General features: G+C 68.3%; 20 protein-coding genes and 1 pseudogene. 8 read left to right on the plus strand and 13 right to left on the minus strand.

What is annotated here, in order from left to right; translation table 11 throughout:
- Nucleotides 1-270 precede the first annotated feature (270 nt).
- The 10 genes from nudE to gspG are packed head-to-tail and all read right to left on the minus strand — an operon-like array spanning nucleotide 271 to nucleotide 6,799.
- Nucleotides 271-834 carry an ADP compounds hydrolase NudE gene (nudE, locus tag ACDC67_RS13710; protein WP_376694020.1) on the minus strand — a complete coding sequence of 188 codons (564 nt, stop codon included), beginning with the start codon at nucleotides 832-834 and terminating at the stop codon, nucleotides 271-273.
- Nucleotides 827-1,594, minus strand: coding sequence for an inositol monophosphatase family protein (locus tag ACDC67_RS13715; RefSeq protein ID WP_376694021.1), 768 nt, complete (start codon nucleotides 1,592-1,594; stop codon nucleotides 827-829). Before ACDC67_RS13715 ends, nudE begins: the two co-directional genes overlap by 8 nt.
- A gap of 25 nt (nucleotides 1,595-1,619) precedes the next feature.
- Nucleotides 1,620-2,330, minus strand: a complete 711-nt coding sequence (gspN, locus tag ACDC67_RS13720; RefSeq protein WP_376694023.1) for a type II secretion system protein N — start codon at nucleotides 2,328-2,330, stop codon at nucleotides 1,620-1,622.
- On the minus strand, nucleotides 2,323-2,805 hold the full coding sequence (gspM, locus tag ACDC67_RS13725; RefSeq protein ID WP_376694024.1) for a type II secretion system protein GspM: 483 nt from the start codon (nucleotides 2,803-2,805) through the stop codon (nucleotides 2,323-2,325). Before gspM ends, gspN begins: the two co-directional genes overlap by 8 nt.
- A complete protein-coding gene (gspL, locus tag ACDC67_RS13730; RefSeq protein ID WP_376694026.1) occupies nucleotides 2,802-3,977 on the minus strand; it encodes a type II secretion system protein GspL in 1,176 nt (391 codons plus the stop codon). The genes gspM and gspL overlap by 4 nt, the downstream gene beginning before the upstream one ends.
- Before the next feature lie 2 nt (nucleotides 3,978-3,979).
- On the minus strand, nucleotides 3,980-4,903 hold the full coding sequence (gene gspK, locus ACDC67_RS13735) for a type II secretion system minor pseudopilin GspK (protein ID WP_376694027.1): 924 nt from the start codon (nucleotides 4,901-4,903) through the stop codon (nucleotides 3,980-3,982).
- Nucleotides 4,900-5,490: a type II secretion system minor pseudopilin GspJ gene (gene gspJ, locus ACDC67_RS13740; protein ID WP_376694028.1), complete on the minus strand. Its 591-nt coding sequence runs from the start codon at nucleotides 5,488-5,490 to the stop codon at nucleotides 4,900-4,902. Before gspJ ends, gspK begins: the two co-directional genes overlap by 4 nt.
- A complete protein-coding gene (gene gspI, locus ACDC67_RS13745) occupies nucleotides 5,487-5,846 on the minus strand; it encodes a type II secretion system minor pseudopilin GspI (protein WP_376694030.1) in 360 nt (119 codons plus the stop codon). Before gspI ends, gspJ begins: the two co-directional genes overlap by 4 nt.
- Nucleotides 5,843-6,328, minus strand: coding sequence for a prepilin-type N-terminal cleavage/methylation domain-containing protein (locus ACDC67_RS13750; protein WP_376694032.1), 486 nt, complete (start codon nucleotides 6,326-6,328; stop codon nucleotides 5,843-5,845). The genes gspI and ACDC67_RS13750 overlap by 4 nt, the downstream gene beginning before the upstream one ends.
- A 36-nt stretch (nucleotides 6,329-6,364) precedes the next feature.
- On the minus strand, nucleotides 6,365-6,799 hold the full coding sequence (gene gspG, locus ACDC67_RS13755; RefSeq protein ID WP_376694033.1) for a type II secretion system major pseudopilin GspG: 435 nt from the start codon (nucleotides 6,797-6,799) through the stop codon (nucleotides 6,365-6,367).
- Nucleotides 6,800-6,872: 73 nt separating this feature from the next.
- Here gspG and ACDC67_RS13760 point away from each other — a divergent pair, with 73 nt between their 5' ends.
- Genes ACDC67_RS13760 through ACDC67_RS13780 form a run of 5 tightly spaced genes read left to right on the plus strand, consistent with a single transcriptional unit; the run spans nucleotide 6,873 to nucleotide 11,806 of the window.
- Entirely contained in the window at nucleotides 6,873-7,604 is a 732-nt protein-coding gene (locus ACDC67_RS13760; protein ID WP_376694035.1) for a 16S rRNA (uracil(1498)-N(3))-methyltransferase, read from the plus strand.
- Nucleotides 7,601-8,533, plus strand: coding sequence for a 50S ribosomal protein L11 methyltransferase (gene prmA, locus ACDC67_RS13765; protein WP_376694037.1), 933 nt, complete (start codon nucleotides 7,601-7,603; stop codon nucleotides 8,531-8,533). The genes ACDC67_RS13760 and prmA overlap by 4 nt, the downstream gene beginning before the upstream one ends.
- Complete coding sequence (locus ACDC67_RS13770; protein ID WP_376694039.1) at nucleotides 8,530-9,396, plus strand: hypothetical protein; 867 nt, start codon at nucleotides 8,530-8,532, stop codon at nucleotides 9,394-9,396. The genes prmA and ACDC67_RS13770 overlap by 4 nt, the downstream gene beginning before the upstream one ends.
- Nucleotides 9,348-10,805 carry an MBOAT family O-acyltransferase gene (locus ACDC67_RS13775; protein WP_376694040.1) on the plus strand — a complete coding sequence of 486 codons (1,458 nt, stop codon included), beginning with the start codon at nucleotides 9,348-9,350 and terminating at the stop codon, nucleotides 10,803-10,805. The genes ACDC67_RS13770 and ACDC67_RS13775 overlap by 49 nt, the downstream gene beginning before the upstream one ends.
- A 2-nt stretch (nucleotides 10,806-10,807) precedes the next feature.
- Nucleotides 10,808-11,806: a hypothetical protein gene (locus tag ACDC67_RS13780; RefSeq protein WP_376694042.1), complete on the plus strand. Its 999-nt coding sequence runs from the start codon at nucleotides 10,808-10,810 to the stop codon at nucleotides 11,804-11,806.
- A gap of 2 nt (nucleotides 11,807-11,808) precedes the next feature.
- On the opposite strand, the gene ppa is transcribed toward ACDC67_RS13780, so the two are convergent.
- Complete coding sequence (ppa, locus tag ACDC67_RS13785) at nucleotides 11,809-12,342, minus strand: inorganic diphosphatase (protein WP_376694043.1); 534 nt, start codon at nucleotides 12,340-12,342, stop codon at nucleotides 11,809-11,811.
- 125 nt (nucleotides 12,343-12,467) lie between these two features.
- A pseudogene (locus tag ACDC67_RS15910) lies at nucleotides 12,468-12,743 on the minus strand (hypothetical protein); the annotation flags it as partial.
- Between the two features lie 492 nt (nucleotides 12,744-13,235).
- Here ACDC67_RS15910 and ACDC67_RS13795 point away from each other — a divergent pair.
- Entirely contained in the window at nucleotides 13,236-15,257 is a 2,022-nt protein-coding gene (locus ACDC67_RS13795; RefSeq protein WP_376694047.1) for a sodium-translocating pyrophosphatase, read from the plus strand.
- Nucleotides 15,258-15,550: 293 nt separating this feature from the next.
- Here the strand turns inward: ACDC67_RS13795 and ACDC67_RS13800 are convergent, their stop codons facing one another.
- Entirely contained in the window at nucleotides 15,551-16,243 is a 693-nt protein-coding gene (locus ACDC67_RS13800) for a M48 family metallopeptidase (protein WP_376694048.1), read from the minus strand.
- 232 nt (nucleotides 16,244-16,475) lie between these two features.
- Between ACDC67_RS13800 and ACDC67_RS13805 the strand changes: the two genes are divergently transcribed.
- Nucleotides 16,476-18,389 (plus strand): ATP-binding cassette domain-containing protein, encoded by a 1,914-nt coding sequence (locus tag ACDC67_RS13805; RefSeq protein ID WP_376694050.1) that lies wholly within the window; start codon nucleotides 16,476-16,478, stop codon nucleotides 18,387-18,389.
- A gap of 96 nt (nucleotides 18,390-18,485) precedes the next feature.
- Entirely contained in the window at nucleotides 18,486-19,730 is a 1,245-nt protein-coding gene (locus ACDC67_RS13810) for a hypothetical protein (RefSeq protein WP_376694052.1), read from the plus strand.
- Nucleotides 19,731-19,811: the final 81 nt, after the last annotated feature.

Here is a 19,811-nt window from a genome sequence, read left to right on the forward strand (position 1 = left end):
TCGTGGGACTTTGACTTTGAAAAGCGCTTTTTCGTATCTTTTTTCGCTTTGGAAAAAAGGTACTCGCCGAAAGTGCCTGCGAAGCAGGCCGGGCGAAACCGCCTTTGACTTGTCGAGGCCACCAAAGCCCCCGGTAGCACCAACCTCACCCGAGCCCCAACACCCAAAGCCACCCACCAAAACACCAAAGAACCAAAACACCCTACCTCGGCCTCGGCGCACTACCCGCCGGCTGCCGGAACGAAGGCGCGAAGCAACGCAGCTGCGGCGTCAACCCGCCCCGAGCATGTCGCGCGCCATGTAGAGCGCGGCAATGGAGCGACCCTCGGTGCAGTCTTCGCGCCGGATGAGCGACACCAGGTCGTTCATCGGCCAGCGGACCACCTCGATCTCCTCGGGCTCGTCGCCGGGCAGGCGCGACTCGTAGAGGTCGCGGGCGAGGATGACGTGGGTGCGGTGGGTCATGTAGCCGGGAGCCAGCGTGAGATGGCCCAGCTCGGTCAGCGAACGCGCGCCGAAGCCGCATTCTTCCTGCAGCTCGCGGTTGGCGCCCTCGGTGTAGCTCTCGCCCGGTTCGAGCCGCCCCTTGGGCAGGCCCAGTTCGTAACGATGCACGCCGCAGGCGTACTCGCGAATGAGCAGGACGTGGTCGTCGTCGGGCATCGCCACGACGATGACCGCGCCGACACCGCGACTGATCAGGCGCTCGTAGGTGCGGCGCACGCCGTTGGCGAACTCCAGGTCCAGCTGCTCGACGCGGAACAGGTCGGCGGGCCGGCGTTCGCGCCGGTCGTGGATGACCGGCAGGGCTCGATCGGATTCGTGCTCACTCATGGCGTGAGGATAGCAACTGGCGATGCAGTTCGGGACAGGCGGCGAGCACGGAAGTCGTCTCCAGGTCGGGTTCGCCGCCGTCGAGGTCGGTGAACACGCCGCCGGCCTCGCGCACGATCACCGCCACCGCCGCGATATCGAGGATATTGACGTCGCTTTCCACGACCACGTCCTGACCGCCGTCGGCCAGGCGGTGGTAGGAATAGAAATCGCCGTAGCCGCGCGAGCGCGCCGCGCGCGAGACCAGCTCGCCGACCCAGGGCCAGCCGGCACCGCGGGCCAGCGTGCGCAGGTTACCGAAGCAGACATCGGCGTCTTCGAGCCGGTCCAGCGGGCGAACCCGGACGCGGCGATCGTTGATGAACGCCCCCTGCCCGCGCACGGCGTGCGCGCGCTCGCCGAAGGTCGGCGCCGAGGAGACGCCCAGCACCAGCTCGCCGCCGACCATCAGCGCGATCTGTGTCGACCAGAACGGCAACGAGCGGATGAAGCTGCGGGTGCCGTCGATCGGATCGATCAGCCACAGGCAATCGCTTTCGCCCTCGCGGCCGTACTCCTCGCCGAACAGCGCGTGGTCGGGGAAACGCTGGTGGATGACCGCGCGGATGGCCTGTTCGGCCTCGCGGTCGGCGACCGTCACCGGGCTCTCGTCGGACTTCAATTCCACCTCGAGTTCGCGCCCGAAGTGACGCAGGGCGACTTCGTCGGCCGCATCGGCGGCGGCCAGCGCGGTCTCCAGCGCCTGTTCGAGATCGATCATGGACAACACTCCTCTCGCATTCGGACTACCAGCCGAGGGCGCCGCTGAGCCGCACGCGCACCTGGCCGTCGGGCTGGGGCTCGCCGAGCCAGGCGATCTGGCGCAGCAACTCGGGACGGTCGGCGCTGGCGCGCAGCCACAGGTCCACCTCGTAGCGTTCGGCCCCCAATTCGATGTCGCCGCGCACCTGGATGGCGCCCGGTTCGGTGGACTCAACACGCGCGCGCTGGCCCTGCTCGCGTGAATCGAGACGCACGGTGATTTCGCCCAGGGATTCCTGAACGGTGCCCTCGAGACGGGCGTCGCGCCAGACGAGTCGGCCGTCGATCTCGGGCGGACGGCCTTCGGCGATCAGCGCGCGCTCGACCTCGACGTCGAGCTGGCCGCGCGGACGCGCGTTCATCAGCCAGGTCCGGGCATCGAGTCGATCCATGTCGATGCTGCCGCCGATGCCGGCCAGTTCGGTCGCTCCGGCGCCGAGCCGCCACTCGCCGCCCAGGTCCACGCCCGTGCCCTGCACCTGCCAGTCCCAGTTGCGGCCGCCGGCCCAGCGCCAGGTCACGTCCAGCGGCGCGAACCCCGGCTGCTGCCAGACGGCGTCGCCGCGCCACATCGTGCCCTGGACATCGCGCACGTCCTCGCCGATCGCCAGCTGCGGCACGATCACCCGCGCCGGCAGGGTGACGGCGATGACCAGCGGGACGGCCAGCAGGACCAGCCAGAGAATCTTACGCATTGCTCACCAGGGTGACGCGCACGTTGACCTGCCCGTCGTCGCCGGCACGGTCGACCTGGAGTTGTTCCACCTGGACCGGACGCGAGCGCGAGAACTCCTCCAGCCAGCCCATCACGCTGACGAAGTCGGCGCCCTCGAGCCACACGCGCACCTCGTCGTCGCCGGTCGGCTCGATGCGCGCGACCGCGCCGGCCAGGCCGGCGGCACGCGCCGTCTCGTCGGCCAGGCCGAGCAGGGAACGACCGCCCAGGTCGCGACTGGCGCGGCTGTTCTCGCGCAGCCGCTCGGCCATGGGCGCAACCGACTCGAGCCAGTTGAGCAGGGCCTGTTGCTGGGCAATCCGCTCGCGCTCGGCTTCGCGCGCCTCGGCCAGCGGCTCCCAGACCCAGACGTAGACCAGGGCGGCCAGCAGCACGGCGGCGGCCAGGCCGACCAGGCGCCGCTGGCGGGAATCGAGCTGCTGCCAGGCGTTCATGCGCCGCCCCCGCGATTGATGCGGATGCGACCGCTGGCGCCCTCATCGTCCAGGCTGGCGGTCTGCACGTCGGCAGAGAGGTCGAGCGCGCGCAGGCGCTGTTCGAGTTGCTCGAGCGCGGCCACGTCGGGGGCGCGCAGGCCCAACTCCAGCACGCCGTCGCGGTAGTCCAGGCGCTCGACCTGCAACTGCTCCTGGCCGTCGATGACCGGGGCGACGCGATGCATCAGGTCGAGCAGGCCGGCGGCCTGGCCGAAGCGCAGGCGGGCCAGCTCGCGCTCGGCCTGGGTCTGCGGTCGAACCATGCGACCGACCTCGGGAAAGGCCTGCCGGAACTGCTGCTCGATGGCGGTCTCGAGCGCCGCCGAGCGCTGCGCCAGCTGGTAGCGCTCCAGGGCCGCGTAAGCGATGACCATCACCACGGCAACGGCGGCGAAGATGGCCGCCCAGCGCCACTGCGACTGCGCCGTAGCGGCCGAGCGGGGCGCCCAGGGCCCGCTGAGCAGGTTCAATTCCAAGTTCGCGGCCTGGCGCGAGAGAATCGCCAGCAGCGGCTGGCCGTCGCTGCAATCGTCGGCGCCGCGCCGCTCGACCCATTCCGGCCGGTCGCCGCCGTACCAGTCCCAGCCGGCTTCCGGCGGGGCGGCTGAATCGATCATGTCGGCGGCCAGGTCGGCATCGAAGCTGGTGAACGACCACTCGTCCCAGCGCACCAGGATGCGGCCGTCGTGCTCGGCCAGGCTCACGCGCCCCGCCTGCCAGGGCAGGCACAGCGCATCGGGCAACATGCGCTCGGCCGCGAGGCCGTCCAGGGGCGCGGTCAGCTCCGCCATCACGTCGTTGGCGATGCTCACGCAACGCAGGCGCCCGGCCGCGTCACGCGGGCCGGCCACGACGTGCTCGTCCTCGGCGCTGCCGGCGAGATGTTCCTCGGCCGCCCAGCGCATGGCCTGCTGCAGCTTCTGGCCGCGCAGCGGCGGCAATTCCAGGCTCAGGCCCAGGCAGCGGGAAGCGTCGACCAGCACGACGGCCGAGGCCTCGCCCGGCCAGTCCGGCTCGGCCGGATCGCAGCGGCCCTGATCGGCCACGCCGCCGGCGCGGTCGAGCAGCGCCCAGGACCATTGCGGTCCGGCGGCATGTACGACCAGGCTTTCCGAGCGCGCTCGCGCCATGTTCAGGGCACCCCCTGGCTGAAACGACGGAAGCCATCATAACCCGCCGCCGCGCCGCTCATCAGGCGGAAATACTCGCGTTCCACGCCGTCGACGACGACCCGCGCATGGGCCAGGTACCAGCGGCTTCGGATGGCCAATCGCACCTGCTCGTCGGGCCGTATGGCCGGCGCGACGAGGGGGTGCTCGGCGAAACGGACCAGGTCGGAATAGGGGCCGTCGGCGATCACGCGTCGGGCCTGTTCGATATCGAGATCGGCGACCACCGCCGCGAGCACCTCGGGCCGGGCCGTGTTGACGTTGATGCGCAGCTCCGGTTCGGGCAGCGCGGTCACCAGCGGCGCGAGCGCACGCCAGGCCTCCTCGTCGACGCTCCTGAGCCAGCGCAGTTCGCTCGTGCTGCCGAGCGGAACGCCGGCGGTTCGATAGGCGGGATCCTGGCGGGCGTACCAGTCGTTGGCGGCGCTGCCCGGCCGCGGCATGACCGCGCCGTCGAGCCAGTCGGCCAGTTCGTCGGCGATGATCGGGTTGAGCCCGAGCCGCTCGAGCAGTCGGCCGAAGGCCTCGCGCGCCGCGTTCGCGGTGGCGCCGTCGGGATGCCCCAGGGCGTTGAGATTGAACAGCGCGCCCTGGTCGACGAGCCGGCCCTGGACCATGCCGCCGGGCACGTTGAACGGCGCCGTCCAGGTATCGTCGAGCGTCGAGGCATCCGCGCCCTCGGCCAGGGCCTGTTCGAGCATGCGCCGGGCCATGATCGACATGCCCCGGGCGTACTGCCAGGAACGTTCGGTGGCCAGTAGCGCCTCGCTGCGCGCCAGCGAACGCTGCCCGCGCTCGAGCATGACCGTGGCGATCACCGCCGCCAGCGCGGCGGTAACCAGCGCGATCAACAGGGCGCTTCCTCGCTGTCGGCCCGGGACGCTCACTGCAGCACCACCACGCGGCGAACCCGGCCGAAGCGGCGCGTGTCGATGATCACCTCGATCGCGGCCGGCAGGCGAGCCAGCGCGTCGTCGCTGGGCCAGCGCTCCTGCCAGGCGCCCGAGGCTGCGCGGTAGGAAAAGGCCAGCGAATCGACGCCCGGCAGGACCGTTTCGGTCAGCACCTGGCCTTCACGGGCGCGATCGGTCACCGGCCAACGCAGGCGCTGGAGTTCGCTGCCGGCCAGCTGCCAGCCGAAACGCTGCAGGGTCGAGCGTTTCAGGCCGGCCGGGTTGGCCCAACCCGCGCGCGTCGCCCGCAGGCTGCGCGGCTCGCCGGCCAGGGCCGGCTCGGTGCGTCCGGCGGGTGCGGCCACCGGGCGCGCGGCGAGCTGCCGCAGGTCGGCATCGAGGCGGGCGACCGCCAGCTGCAGGGCACCGAAGTCCTCGCTGCGATCGCGGTGACCGCCGGCGGCGCGGCTGAGGGCGTCCAGCGCCACGTAGGCACTGGCCGCGAGAATGCCGAAAACCACTACGGCGACCAGCACCTCGACCAGCGTGTAGCCGCCGGTTTTCGCGCGCGGCGCGCTCACGGCGCCAGGAACCCGGTATGCATGATCACGGGCGAGTCGCGCCGCGGGCTGTCGAAAACGGCAACATCGACGCGCAGCAGCTCACCGCCGGGCGCCGGCTCGATCAGCATCTCCCAGTACCAGGTGCGCTCGCCCATGTCCGTGCTGCCCTGGCGCTGTCCGGATGAGACGCCGACCTCCAGCTGAACTTCGGCCAGGGCATTGTCGGCCACCCACAGCGCCCAGGTACGGCGCTCCAGGTCGGCCTGGCTGTCGAGCACCTGGCTGCCGGCCCGTCCCAGCGCGGCGACCGCCACGGCCACCACCACCAGGGCGACGAGCACCTCCAGCAGGGTGAAGCCCGACGAGCGCTTCACGGCGCGGCCTCCAGCGCCAGGCTGCCGCCGGGTTCGCCAATGAGCACCGCGGCGCGACCCTCCAGTCGGAGTTCGAGGTTGAAGTCAGTCATCTCGCCCAGCGGTTCGCAGGTCAGCTGCGGTGTTTCGGGGTCTTCCTCGAGGGCAACGCGGCGCGATTCCACCACCAGGTCCAGGTCGACCGGGCCCTGCCAGGCTCGCGGCCGCGCGACCTGGTCGTCGGGCAGGGGCGCCCAGCCCGAGCCGGTGGCCTGCCAGAAATCGTAGCCCTCCGTGGTCAGGCGAACGCCGCGCGACTTGGACTGGAACAGGGCCTGTTCGCACTGGTAGTCGATCAGCGCGGCCAGGCGCTCGAGCTGCCGGGTCGGCTCGGCGCCGGAGTCCCAGGCCCCCAGACGCAGGATCACCAGCGCGGCCACGATAGCGGCAATGGTGACCACCACCAGCACTTCGATCAGCGTGAAGCCCCTGAGGTTCTTCATTCGTTCGGGGAATCGCCGCGATCGGCAGCGATTGCCTCAATCCTGCCAGTTGCCGATCTCTGCATTGATGCCATCACCGCCGGAGGTACCATTGGCGCCGTAGGACCACACGTCGATTTCGCCGTGCACGCCGGGATTGAGGTACTGGTACTCGTTGCCCCAGGGGTCGCTGGGCAGCTGGTCGATGTAGCCGCCTTCCTTCCAGTTCGGCGCCGCTGGCTGGCCCGACGGCCGACGCACCAGGGCTTCCAGCCCCTGCTCGGTCGACGGGTAGTTGAAGTTGTCGAGCTTGTACATGTTGAGCGCGGTGACCAGGGACTGGACGTCCTGGCGCGCCTTGGTCACGCGGGCGCGGTCGGGCTCGTCCATGACGCGCGGCACCACGACCGCGGCCAGAATACCGATAATGACGACCACGACCAGAATCTCGATCAGGGAAAAACCGCCGTGACGCGAATGCATACTTTTCATGGCTGTACTGGGGACTATGGCTGCCGATTGGCGCCCATGATACGCGCAATCGTTTCGCCCGTAACATAGACCCATGCGCATCATTCGAGTCCATACCGAGCAGGCGCTCGAGGCCGGGCGTGAAACCCAGCTCGAGCCCGGCCCGTCCCGCCACCTGGTTCGCGTCCTGAGACAGCGCGCCGGCCACGAACTGGCGCTTTTCAACGGCGACGGCTTCGAGTATTTCGGCACGATCACCGCCACCGGCCCGGGTGATCGCTGCAGCGTCGCGGTCAAGCAGCGGCGCGAGGTGCAGGTCGAATCGCCGCTTTTCATCACCCTGGTGCAGGCCGTCGCCCGCGGCGACCGCATGGACTTCAGCATCCAGAAAGCCTGCGAGCTGGGCGTCGGCGCCATCCAGCCGGTGTTTACTGAGCGCACCGAGGTCCGGCTCGAGGGCCAGCGCGCCGACAAGCGACTGCGCCACTGGCAGCAAGTGGCCGTGGCGGCCTGCGAGCAGAGCGGCCGGGTGCGCGTTCCCGCCGTCGAAGCGCCGGTCGCTCTGACCGGCCTGGCCTGGCCGCCCGGCGGGCTGGTTCATCTCGACCCCCTGGCCGACCGGGCCCTGGGCCGCATGCAGCCGCCCGGCGCCGACGGGGTTGTCCTCGTCATCGGCCCTGAGGGCGGCCTGAGCGAGCAAGAGATCGACTGGCTCAGGCGACAGGGCAGCACCGGCCTGCGGCTCGGTCCGCGTATTCTCAGAACGGAAACCGCGGGGCCGGCCGCGATCGCCGCCCTGCAGACCGCATTTGGAGACTGGCAATGAACGACGCCCCCGAGACCGTGCGCTGGCTGCAGGTCCGCCTCACCGTCGACGAACCCGCCGTGGACGAGGCCGAAGCCGCGCTTTCCGAGGCCGGCGCGCATGCCGTCACCCTGCTCGACGCCGCCGATGTGCCGGTGCACGAACCCGACCCCGGCAGCACACCGGTCTGGCCACAGACCATCGTCGAGGGCTTGTTCGACGCCGACGTGGACCGCTCGCACATTGGCGAATCCCTGGCCGAGGCGGGCCTGGGCGAGTCCCTGGGCAGCCTGCGCTTCAACGAACTCGTCGAGCAGGACTGGGAGCGGGCCTGGATGGATCGCTACGAACCGATGCGCTTCGGCCGCGATCTGTGGATCTGCCCCTCGCACCTCGAGCCCGACCCCGACTGGCCGCTGGTCATCCGGCTTGATCCGGGGCTGGCCTTCGGCTCCGGCACGCACCCGACCACGGCGCTGTGCCTGGAATGGATCGACTCGCTGGCCATCGACGGCAGGGACGTGCTCGATTTCGGCTGCGGCTCCGGCGTGCTGGCGATCGCCGCCGGGCTCAAGGGTGCGGGCCGCCTGGTGGCGGTCGATCACGACCCGCAGGCGCTGCTGGCGACCGAGGACAACGCCGCCCGCAACGGCCTCGAGGGCCGCATCGACTGCATGCTGCCCGACGCATTCGAAAGCTTGAATGCCGAACGACGGCAATTCGACCTGGTGCTGGCCAACATCCTGGCCGCTCCCCTGGTCGAGCTGGCCGGGCAGCTGATGGCCTGCCTGCGGCCGGGCGCGGCCCTGGTCCTGTCCGGCATCCTGCCCGAGCAGGTCGAATCCGTCGCCGCGGCCTACCGCCGCCTGGGCGAGCCGGTCGATCAGAGCCTGCGCGACGACTGGGCCCGCCTGGTCTTCATCCGCGAAGCTTCCGGGCCGGGCGCGTGAGTTCGATCCGCCAATGGCTGGCCCACCAGCTCCGCGACGCCGTCACGGCCGTGCTGGCGCCGCTTTCGGCGGCCATTCTGCCGGCGCGCCTGTCGAAATCCTTGCTGTGGCGCGTGGCCTCGATCGGCTGGCTTTTTGCCGAGCACCGCGCCGCCATCGCGTGGAGCGAACAAGCGTGCTTCGGCGAGAAGGCCGACCTGCACCGGCACTGGGCCTGGACCAACCTGATGGATGCGATGGAAACCTGGCGCATCGCCCTGGGTCTTTCGCCGCGCCTGGATATCGAGGGCGAGTGGCCCGCCGCGCCGGGATTCGTGGCCGCGGGCATCCATTTCGGTTCGGGCATCGGCGCGCTCTGGCACCTGCGCGAGAGCGGGCTCTCGCCGCGCCTGGTCTACCGGCCGGTGGCCCCGGGCGACATGCCGGGCCGCCCGATTCTCTACCATTGGTCGCGGCTGAGGGTTCGCCTGATGCATCGCCTCTGCCCGGCCGGGGCCATTTCGACGGGCGGTGCGTCGGACAGGATTGTCGAGACCCTGCGCGACGGCGATTCCACCCTGATGCTGGTGCTCGACACGCCCGGGGCGCCGGACAGCCGCTGGCAGCTGACAATGGGTCGGTGCCGGGTCGGCCTGCGAACGGGCGGCCTGAAGCTGATCGATGAAGAGGCGCCGCCGGTGACCTTCTTTCACGGCCGCTTTGATCGAAACACCGGCCGCACGCGGCTGACGCTGCAAACCCTCGACGAGGCATCCACGAATGCATCGGGCCTGCTGGCGATCATGCAGGAAGCGATCGCCGACGACCCCTGCCAGTGGGTGCTGTGGCACTGCATCCGGGGACACTGCGCGCCGCCTCGATGACCTTCGATTCGCTGACTTTCGCGGTTTTCATCGTCGCGCTCTGGGCCCTGGTGGGCGCCAGCCGCGGCTGGCGCGTTCGCAAGCTCGAGCTGCTGGCGGCCAGCTATCTTTTCTACGCCGCCTGGAACCCGGTGTTCATCTGGCTGCTGCTGGTCTCGACCCTGGTCGACTGGACCGCGGCCCGGCGGCTGAACGCCAGCGTCAATCCGGGCCGGCGCAAGGCCTGGCTGCTGCTTTCGGTGGCGGTCAACCTGGGCCTGCTGAGCTGGTTCAAGTACGCCGACTTCTTCGTCGCCAACTACAACCAGGTCGCCGACTGGCTGGGCCTGGCGGCTTACCAGGCGCCCCTGATCGACGTCGTGCTGCCGATCGGCATTTCCTTCTACACCTTCCAGACCCTGTCCTACACCTTCGACGTCTACCGGCGCCGGATCAGCCCGGGCGGCGACCTGGCCGACTACGCGCTTTACGTGAGCTTCTTTCCGCAGCTGGTCGCCGGCCCGATCGTGCGCTACGAGCAGTTTGCCGGCCAGCTCGCCTCGCCCCGACCGATGACCGGCGCCAACCTGGAGACCGGCACCGCGTTGATGGTCGCCGGCCTGTTCCTCAAGACGGTGCTGGCCGACAGCCTGTTCGCGCCGGTGGTCGACACGGGTTTCGCCGCGGCCGGGCAGCCGGGCGCCCTGGCCGCCTGGTCGAGCATCCTGTCGTTCAGCGGCCAGATCTACTGCGATTTCGCCGGCTATTCGCTGTGCGCCATCGGGGCGGCCCGGATCTTCGGCTTTGTCCTGCCGAAAAACTTTCACGCGCCCTATGCGGCGATCGGGTTCTCCGACTTCTGGCGGCGCTGGCATATATCGCTTTCGACCTGGATCCGTGACTATCTCTACATCACCCTCGGCGGCAACCGCCACGGCCGCGCCCGCACGCTCGGCAACCTGGTCGTGGCCATGGGTCTGGGCGGCCTCTGGCACGGGGCGGCCTGGACCTTCGTGCTGTGGGGGCTGGCCCACGGCCTGTGGCTGGTCATCGAGCATGCGCTCAGGCCGCTGGCCGGGCGCATCGCCCTGCTCGGCAGCCGCCTGATGACGCCGCTGTACATGGCGGTGACCTTCATCGTCGTGACCCTGACCTGGGTGCTGTTCCGCGCCGAGGACCTCGATCAGGCCGGCCGCTTCTACGCCGCCCTGTTCGGGCCGGGCGAGTCGTCGATGAACACGGCCGCCTGGCTGGCCCTGGTCGCCATGGCGATCCTGCTCGCCTGGCAGGTAGCCATCCGCCGGCTCGAGATCGAAGCCGTCTACGCCCGCCTGGCCTGGCCGGTCCGCGGCCTGCTGGTCGGCCTGCTGCTGGCGGCCGTGCTGGCAAGCCCCGGCGACAGCCGCGCGTTCATCTACTTCCAGTTCTGACCATGAACCGTATCCGCCGCCCGATTGCAGCAATTCTCCTGGCCGCGCTCACCGCCGGTCTCGCCGTAGCCGCCTGGGAAACCTTCTGGCGCAGCGAGGGCTATCGACCCGCCCTGTACGACAACCGCGACCTGTGGGCCCTGCATCGCGAACGCGTGAGCCGGGTCGAGCAGGCGCGCAACTTCACCGTCATCGGCGCCTCGCGCATCCAGCTGGCTTTCTCGACCGAAACCTTCGAGACCCAACGGCCGGACTGGACGGCCACCTCGCTGGCGATCAACGGGCATTACCCGTTCGCGGTGCTCGAGGACCTCGCCGCCGACGAGGCCTTTGCCGGCGTGCTGCTGGTGGCCGTGGACGCCCGCGGCCTGGCCCACTGGTACCGCGACATGAGCGCGCCCTGGGTGCGCCACTACCGGCGAGATTTCGGCCCCCAGCGCCGGATCGAACGCCGGCTGCTTTCGGCCCTTCAGGAACGGCTGGTCATCGCCGGCGGCGAGTTCAACCTGGTGCAGCGATTGCGCGGCCTGATCGACGGACAGCCACCGCCGCGCCACTACACCCGGCTGCTCGAAGATCGCACCATCCATGCCGACTACGGCGAGGCCGACGTCGCGGGGCTGCGGCGGAACTTCGCCGCCGGCCTGGCCGAGGACTACGCGCGACGACCCGCACCGGCGCCGCAGCGCTGGATTTCCGATCTCGAACCGGTAACTAAAGCAGTGTCGAAAATCCGGGCGCGCGGCGGTGAAGTGGTCTTCCTGCGCATGCCCACGGCCGACGAGCACTGGTCAATGGACGAGCTGAATTACCCGCGCGATGCTTACTGGGATCGCCTCGAGGAAGCCACCGGGGCCGTCACGATTCACTTCGCGGACCACCCCGGCCTTGCAAGCCTGGAGCTTCCGGACACCTCCCACATCGACGGCAGCAGTCGGGCCCGATTCACCCGGTCCCTGATCGACATCCTGGCCGATGCCGGCGTACTGGACGAGCGCTGAGCTCAGTCGTCGCGGCCGAAAGCCTCGATCGCCTTGACGATCTCGCCGCGCGCCTCGTCGGGACCGTGCCAGCCCAGCACCTCGACCCACTTGCCGACCTCGAGGTCCTTGTAGTGGCTGAAGAAGTGACGGATATTGCGCCGGCTGAACTTGGCCAGGTCGTCGATCGACTGGATGTCCTCGTGCAGCGGCGAGACGTCCTGGATCGGCAATGCCGCGATCTTGACGTCACGACCGGCCTCGTCCGACATTTCCAGAAACCCGATCGGGCGGCAGCGGATGATCGAACCCGGCAGCAGCGGCACCCGGATCAGCACCATCACGTCGAGCGGATCGCCGTCCTCGGCCAGGGTATTGGGCACGAAACCGTAGTTGCAGGGATACCGCATGGCCGTCGCCAGCAGTCGGTTGACGTGAATGGCGCCGGTGGCCTTGTCGACCTCGTACTTGACCGGCGGCCCGTCGAGGGGAATTTCGATAATCGCGTTGAAGTCGTCGGGCGGATTGACGCCCGGCGAGATGTCGTTGACGTTCATGTGGCTGCCTGGATGAAAGCTGGAAGCCGATTATACCGGCCCGATACGACCGGCTCGAGTCAGCGACGACGGCGGCGACGGCGAACCATGGACGGGCGCATGCGGGCATTGGGGTCGAGCACCGACTCCTTTTCGCCTTCCGATGCCTTGGGCCCCGGTTCAGATTCCGGTTCCGGTTCCGGTTCCTGCTCGGGCTCGGGCTCGGGCTCCGGTTCGGGTTCGGGTTCGGGTTCTGGTTCTGGTTCCGGCTCAGGCTCAGGCTCCGGTTCGGGCTCTGGTTCAGGCTCCGGCTCCGGCTCCGGCTCTGGTGTGGACGAGCCATCGGACTCGGAATCGAGACTCCAGATCGAAGCGGGATCATCCTGCGCGACCGGCTCGGATTCGGGTTCCGGCTCCGGCTCGGAGTGCAGCAAGGATCGGCCGTCCACTTCCACATCCACGACGGCTTCCACACCCCGGATTCGGGACAGGTCGTCGATCACGTCGCGGGGGTCGCCGAACGGCTCCTCCGACTCGGCCCGCAAGCGGATCTCGTGGCCCGAGTCCACCGGGTTGAAGCGGTGGGAATTGAACTGCAGCCCGGCCCGGTTCAGGGCGGAGACGGCGGCGGCAAGAATCCCCGACTTGCGGGCCAGCGACAAAGTAATGACGACATCGGACATGTCGAACGAGTCCCTCTTTTTTGTTCCCGAATTTATGGTTTTATCGTTGCTGCGCGGTCAGTCCGCGCCGATGACTGGCGCAAAGAACCGCGTCGAAGATCGCTTTTAGTATAGCAAGGATACCCGTTTTTCCTTACAATTACCCGGTTTTGCGGGCCCGAGCATACTGGCCGGGGCTGCATGCTCGAGCTTCTATTCCGCCAAAATCGCCTGTTCTTTTCGGGAGACAAAATGAACCAGTTGATGATCCCCCCGGTTCTCGGGGTCGTGGGCCTTATCGTGGCCTTCATTCTCTATCGCGTGGTGATGCGCTATCCCGCCATGGAGGGTAAGCCCAGCCAGATCGCCGTGATGATCCAGCAGGGCGCCTCGGCCTTCATGCGCCGGGAGCTGATCCTCATCGGCCTGTCGGTTGCCGTGATTTTCGTGGCCCTGGCCGTGTCGGGACTCGGCATCGAGACCGCCATTTCCTTCCTGGTCGGCGCGATCTGTTCGGCCGCGGCCGGCTTCTTCGGCATGATCGCCGCCACCCGCGCCAACGTGCGCACCACGACGGCGGCTCACGAATTCGGTGCCGCCAAGGCACTGAGCGTGGCCTTCTACGGCGGCTCGGTCATGGGCATGCTCGTCGCCTCGCTCGGCCTGGTCGGCCTGGGCACCCTTTACCTGGTGTTCGGTTCGGACCCAGAAACCGCGCATCGCATCCATGGCTTCGGCATGGGCGCGGGCGTCGTGGCGCTGTTCTATCGTGTGGGCGGCGGCATCTTCACCAAGTCCGCGGACGTGGGTGCCGACCTTGTGGGTAAGGTCGAGGCCGGAATTCCGGAAGACGATCCCCGCAACCCCGGCGTGATCGCCGACAACGTCGGTGACAACGTCGGCGACGTGGCCGGCATGGGCTCGGACATCTTCGAATCCTACTGCGGCGCGATGATCGCGACCGTGGCGCTGGCCACCGTGATGGTGCAGCAGGCCGGCGGCGGCTACGTCGAGGGCCTGGGCGAAGGCTCGGCCATCATGAGCCTGCCGCTGCTGCTGTCTTCCCTCGGCCTGGTCTGCTCGATCGGCGCGATCCTGCTGGTTCGCGCCAGTTCCGGCAGAAGCCCCGAGACCGCCCTGCGCATCGGCACCATCTCCGCGGCCGTGAGCTTCATCGTGCTGGCCTTCTTCCTGATTCGCTATCTCGGCGTTGAAACGAGCGTGTGGTTCGCCGCGCTGGTCGGCGCCCTCGGCGGCATCGTGATCGGCCTTTCCACCGAGTACTTCACGGCGGGCAAGCCCGTACGCGACATCGCCCGGGCGGGCGAAACCGGCTCGGCCACGGTGATCATCGCCGGCCTGTCGACCGGCATGCGCTCGGTCGTCATTCCGATCCTGTCGATCTGCGTGATGATTTACGTCGCCAACGCCTCGGCCGAGCTCTACGGCGTGGGTATCGCCGCGGTCGCCATGCTGGCCACCGTCGGCATGACCATGGCCATCGACGCCTACGGCCCGGTCGCCGACAACGCCGGCGGCATCGCCGAGATGGCCGGCCTGGGCGAGGAAACGCGCAAGATCACCGACTCGCTCGATGAGCTGGGCAACACCACCGCCGCCATCGGCAAGGGCTTCGCGATCGGCGCCGCGGCGCTGGCCGCGCTGACCATCATCAGCGCGTATATCGCCGAGGTCAGCCATCGCCTGCCCGGCTTCTCGCTGGAGATTTCCGATCCCAACGTGCTGATCGGCATGTTCATCGGCGGCATCTTCCCGTTCCTGGTCGCGGCCATCACCATGACCGCCGTCGGCGACGCCGCCTTCGAAATGATCACCGAGATCCGCCGTCAGTTCCGCGAGATCCCGGGCCTGCTCGAGGGCAAGGCCGAACCGGATGCGCCGCGCTGCGTCGACATCGCCACCACCTCGGCGATCAAGCGCATGCTGCTGCCGGCCGCCCTGGCCGTGCTCGGCCCGGTGGTCATCGGCTTCGGCCTGGGCGCCGAAGCGCTCGGCGGCATGCTCGGCGGTGCCCTGCTGGGCTGCGTGTTGCTGGCGCTCACCATGGCCAACGCCGGCGGCGCCTGGGACAACGCCAAGAAGTACGTCGAGAAGGGCAACTTCGGCGGCAAGGGCTCCGAAACCCACAAGGCCAATGTCGTGGGCGACACCGTGGGCGATCCGCTCAAGGACACCTCGGGCCCGTCGATGAACATCCTGATCAACGTCATGGCCATCGTCAGCCTGGTGATTGCGCCGCTTCTGACCCACTGATCGGGCTCGTTACGCTTGGTGCTTTGGAAACGCGGCCGCTGGCCGCGTTTCCTTTATGGGGGAGCGGTCAGTGCAGGACAGGGGGAATGTAGCGGGTCAGAAATTTTCAAATCTCAAGCACCAATTTACAAACAACTTTCAATGTCCAATGATCAAATGATCGAAACGATGCCCGACCTCGTTTGCCGGGGATGTGGCCCCGACATGCGTGAGGCTCCGCTTTTCGTTTGGGTCATTCGATCATTGCTCATTGAGATTTGTTTGAAAATTGGTGCTTGATAATTGGTCATTACCTAAGACAAGCTCACTGTCACCCAATCCGGCAGGCGGTTCCAGACGGTCTTGAGTTCCCGCATGTGCTGGCGATAGTCGGGGCAGAGTTCGGCCACGCGATTCCAGAAGCGCGGGGAGTGGTTCGGGTGTTCGAGGTGGACGAGCTCGTGAATGAGGACGTAGCGGCAGGCCTCGGGCGAGCAGAACAGGAGCCTGGCGTTGAGGGAGAGATTGCCGTTGGACGAGCAGCTGCCCCAGCGTGATTTCTGGTTGCGGAAGCTCAGCCGGCCGTACTCGAAGCCATTGGCGAGCGCGAGCTCATCGACCCGGGGTGCCAGCGTCCTCCGGGCGTGCCGCTTGAGCCATTGCTGCAGACGGCCGGTCGTTGCCTCCACGGCCTCGTCATCCGGAAGCCGCAGGAACGGTTCCGGGTCGCCCTCGCCGCCCTCGCCATACACCACCCGCCACTGCTCCTCCACCGCCGGCAGCTCGATGCGCGTCGGGCGCAGGCCGAAGGCGGCCGGGTCGCGTCCCGACCGGCTGCGGGCCAGGCGCTTGCGCACCGCCGCGATCCAGCCTGCCTGGGCCGCCACGAAACGGTCGATCTCACTCTGCCGCAAGCGCTTGGGCGCGGTAACCACCACGGCCCCGTCGCGCTCGATGCGCAGTTTTACTCTTCGGGCTCGGGGATGGCGGAGTAGGCGGTAGGGCATTCGGCAGGTTTCAGGGTTCAGGGTTCAGGTTTCAGGTTTCAGGGTTCAGGGTTCCGGGTTCCGGGTTCCGGGTTCCGCAACAGCTTGAGATCGCACTGCGATAAGATATCGCCAAGTCTAGTCGAATCCCCTCCGATTCGACTTGCGCTTTTCCTGAAACCTGAAACCTGAACCCTGAAACCTTTCTCCCGGTGAACCCCCTCCCCGTCATTGCGCCTGCCGAGCCGGAAGCATGATCCAGCTATCCGGAATCACCCTCCGCCACGGCCCCGAGCCGCTGCTCGTCGACGCCTCGGCCACCATCCATCCCGGGCACAAGGTCGGGCTGGTCGGGGCCAACGGCAGCGGCAAGTCCAGCCTGTTCAGCCTGTTGCTGGGCGAGCTGTCGGTGGACCAGGGCGAGGCCTCGGTGCCGCAGGACTGGACCATCGGGTACATGGCCCAGGAGATCGGCGATCTCGACCGACCGGCGATCGAGTACGTCATCGACGGCGACCGGGGCCTGCGCAAGGCCGAAGCCGCGCTCGAGAAAGCCGAGGCCGGCGGCGACGGTCACGCCATGGCGGAGGCGCACGCCCGGCTCGACGAGTCGGGAAGCTACACGGCGCGGTCGCGCGCGGGCTCGCTGCTCAACGGGCTGGGCTTTGCGCCGGACGCGCACGAGCACACGGTGGGCAGCTTCTCGGGCGGCTGGCGCATTCGCCTGAGCCTGGCGCGCGCGCTGATGACGCCGTCCGACCTGCTGCTGCTCGATGAGCCCACCAACCACCTCGACATGGAAACGGTGGAGTGGCTGGAGGACTGGCTGCGCCGGTACGACGGCACCCTGATCGTCATCTCGCACGACCGCGACTTTCTCGACAACGTGGTCGGCGGCATCGTCCACATCGAGCACCGGCAGTTGTTCAGCTACAGCGGCGGCTACAGCGAATTCGAGCGCCAGCGTGTCGAACGCCTGGCCCAGCAGCAGGCCACCTACCAGAAACAGCAGCGCGAGATCGCGCACATGCAGAAGTTCGTCGACCGCTTCCGCGCCAAGGCGACCAAGGCGAAAGCGGCGCAGAGCCGCATCAAGGCGATGGAGCGAATGGAAAAGGTCGCGCCGGCGCACGTCGACTCGCCGTTCGATTTCGAGTTTCCGGAACCGCCGCGGGCGGCCAACCCGCTCGTGCATCTCGACGGGGTGCGTCTGGGCTACGGCGACACCGTCATACTCGACGACATCTCGACCAGCCTGGCGCCGGGAGACCGGATCGGCCTGCTGGGCCTCAACGGCGCGGGCAAATCCACCTTCGTGCGCGCCCTGGCCGGCGACCTCGAGCCGATGAGCGGCCGCATCACGCTCACCCGCAACCTGGCGATCGGCTATTTCGCCCAGCACCAGGTCGAGCAGCTCGATGTCAACGCCAGCCCGGTCACCCACCTGCAGCGCATCGCCCCGGACGAGCGCGAGCAGGGCCTGCGCGATTTCCTGGGCGGCTTCGATTTCCGCGGCGACATGGCCACAGCAGCAGTCGGCCCGTTCTCCGGCGGCGAGAAGGCCCGCCTGGTGCTGGCCCTGCTCGTCTGGCAGGCGCCCAACCTGCTGCTGCTCGACGAACCGACCAACCACCTCGACCTGGACATGCGCCACGCCCTGACCCTCGCGCTGCAGGGCTTCGACGGCGCGGTCGTGACCGTCTCCCACGACCGCCACCTGCTGCGCAACACCGTGGATGACTACTGGCTGGTGGCCGACGGCGGCGTGCGGCCCTTCAAGGGCGACCTCGACGACTACCGGCGCTGGCTGCGGGAACGCTCCCCGGCGGCCGAAGCAACGGCAACGGCGACTGCTACCCCGGAGCCCGGGCACTCGGCGGGCGCCCGCAAGGCCCGGCGTCGCAACCAGGCGGAGCGGCGGGCCCGCATCAAGCCGCTGCAGAACCGCGTCGACAAGCTCGACCGCCAGCTCGAACGCGCTTCGGCCGAACTGCAGACGGTCGAGGCCGAGCTCGCCGACGCGAGCCTGTACGAAACCGACCAGGCCGACCGCCTGCAGGCCGCGCTGGCCCGCCAAGCCGAACTCAAGCAGTCCCTTGAATCGATCGAGGCGGAATGGATGCAGGCCGCCGAATTGCTGGAAGCCGAGCAAGCCGCGGACGCCTGAAGGGAAGGTCGAATCCGTGCTTCGACCACGGTAGACTGCGTGGGCCTGGTCGAAGCGGGGGCCGGGGACGCAACGAACCGACTCGAGGGACACGCCATGTCGATAAGCCTCCGTTCAGCGACCGCCTGGTCGTTTGCCCTGCTGCTCCTTTGGGCGACGAATGCCGGCGCCGAAACCGCGGCCGAAGCCGTGGACCGATATCTCTCCACCGCCAGCGTGGCCGAGGGTGTGGAAGCCCTTTCGGGCGAGGTCGAAGCTCATCCCGACGACGCCGAACGACGCCTGGCGCTGGGTTTCCTGCAGTTCACTGCCGCGATCGAGCGTCTCGGCCAGTCCTGGTACCGCTACGGGCTGCGCTCGCGCTCGGACTTCGCGAGCATGATGCCCTTTCTGCGGCTCCCGATCCCGGACAACCCGGAGCCCGAACCGATCGCCTACGAAGACGGCCGGGCGGTATTCGAGCGCATGCTGGCCGACTTCGCACGCGCCGAGGCGACGCTGGCGGCCATTGACGATCCCGGGGTCGCGCTCGACATTCACCCCGGGCGTGGCTACCTCGATTTCAACGACGACGGCGAAGCACAGGAAGACGAGGCGCTGTGGCGCATTCTCGCCACGGTCAATCGCGGATCGGGCCTGGATGCCGAAACGGCCGCGCAGTTCCGGATCCGACTCGACTCGGCCGACGTCCACTGGCTGCGCGGCTACACGCACCTGCTCTCGGCGCTGCTGGAGTTCTATCTGTCGCACGACGGCAAGCGCCTGTTCGACCACACCGCGCATCTGTACTTCGAACGGCCCGACACGCCCTATCCCTTCCTGGCCGAGCTGCAGGTCGACGGCGGCATGACGTCGATGTTCTTCGACGCTATCGCGCTGATCCACCTCATCGACCTGCCCGTCGTCGAACCCGACCGGCGGGCGCGCGCGGTGGCGCACCTGGAGGCGGTGATCGCGCAAAGCCGACAGTCCTGGCAGGCCATTCGCGAAGAGACCGACGACGAACGCGAGTGGGTCCCCGGCCCACAGCAGACCGGTGTGATCCCCGGTGCGAACGTCACCGAGGCCATGGTCGAGCAATGGCTGGCTTTCCTCGACGAGACCGAGTCGATCCTGGCCGGCGACACCCTCGTGCCGTTCTGGCGCGGACAGGAACCGATCGGCATCAACCTGCGCCGCGCCCTGCTCGAGTCCGAGCGCTTCGACCTGGTGCTGTGGCTCCAGGGCAGCGGCGCCGCACCCTTTTTCGAAGACGGCCCGATCACCGAGGCAGCTTTCTGGCGCGAACTGCGCGGTACGTTCAACGGCCGCTTCCTGGGCTTCGCCCTGTGGTTCAATTGAGGAACTTGGATAACGGGTCTGCGATCTTGTCGCCCCGAGTCGAATCCATTATGTTGACCGACCGAATCCGACGAGCGACCT

This window comes from Wenzhouxiangella indolica, from assembly GCF_042310355.1.
Lineage (GTDB): Bacteria > Pseudomonadota > Gammaproteobacteria > Xanthomonadales > Wenzhouxiangellaceae > Wenzhouxiangella.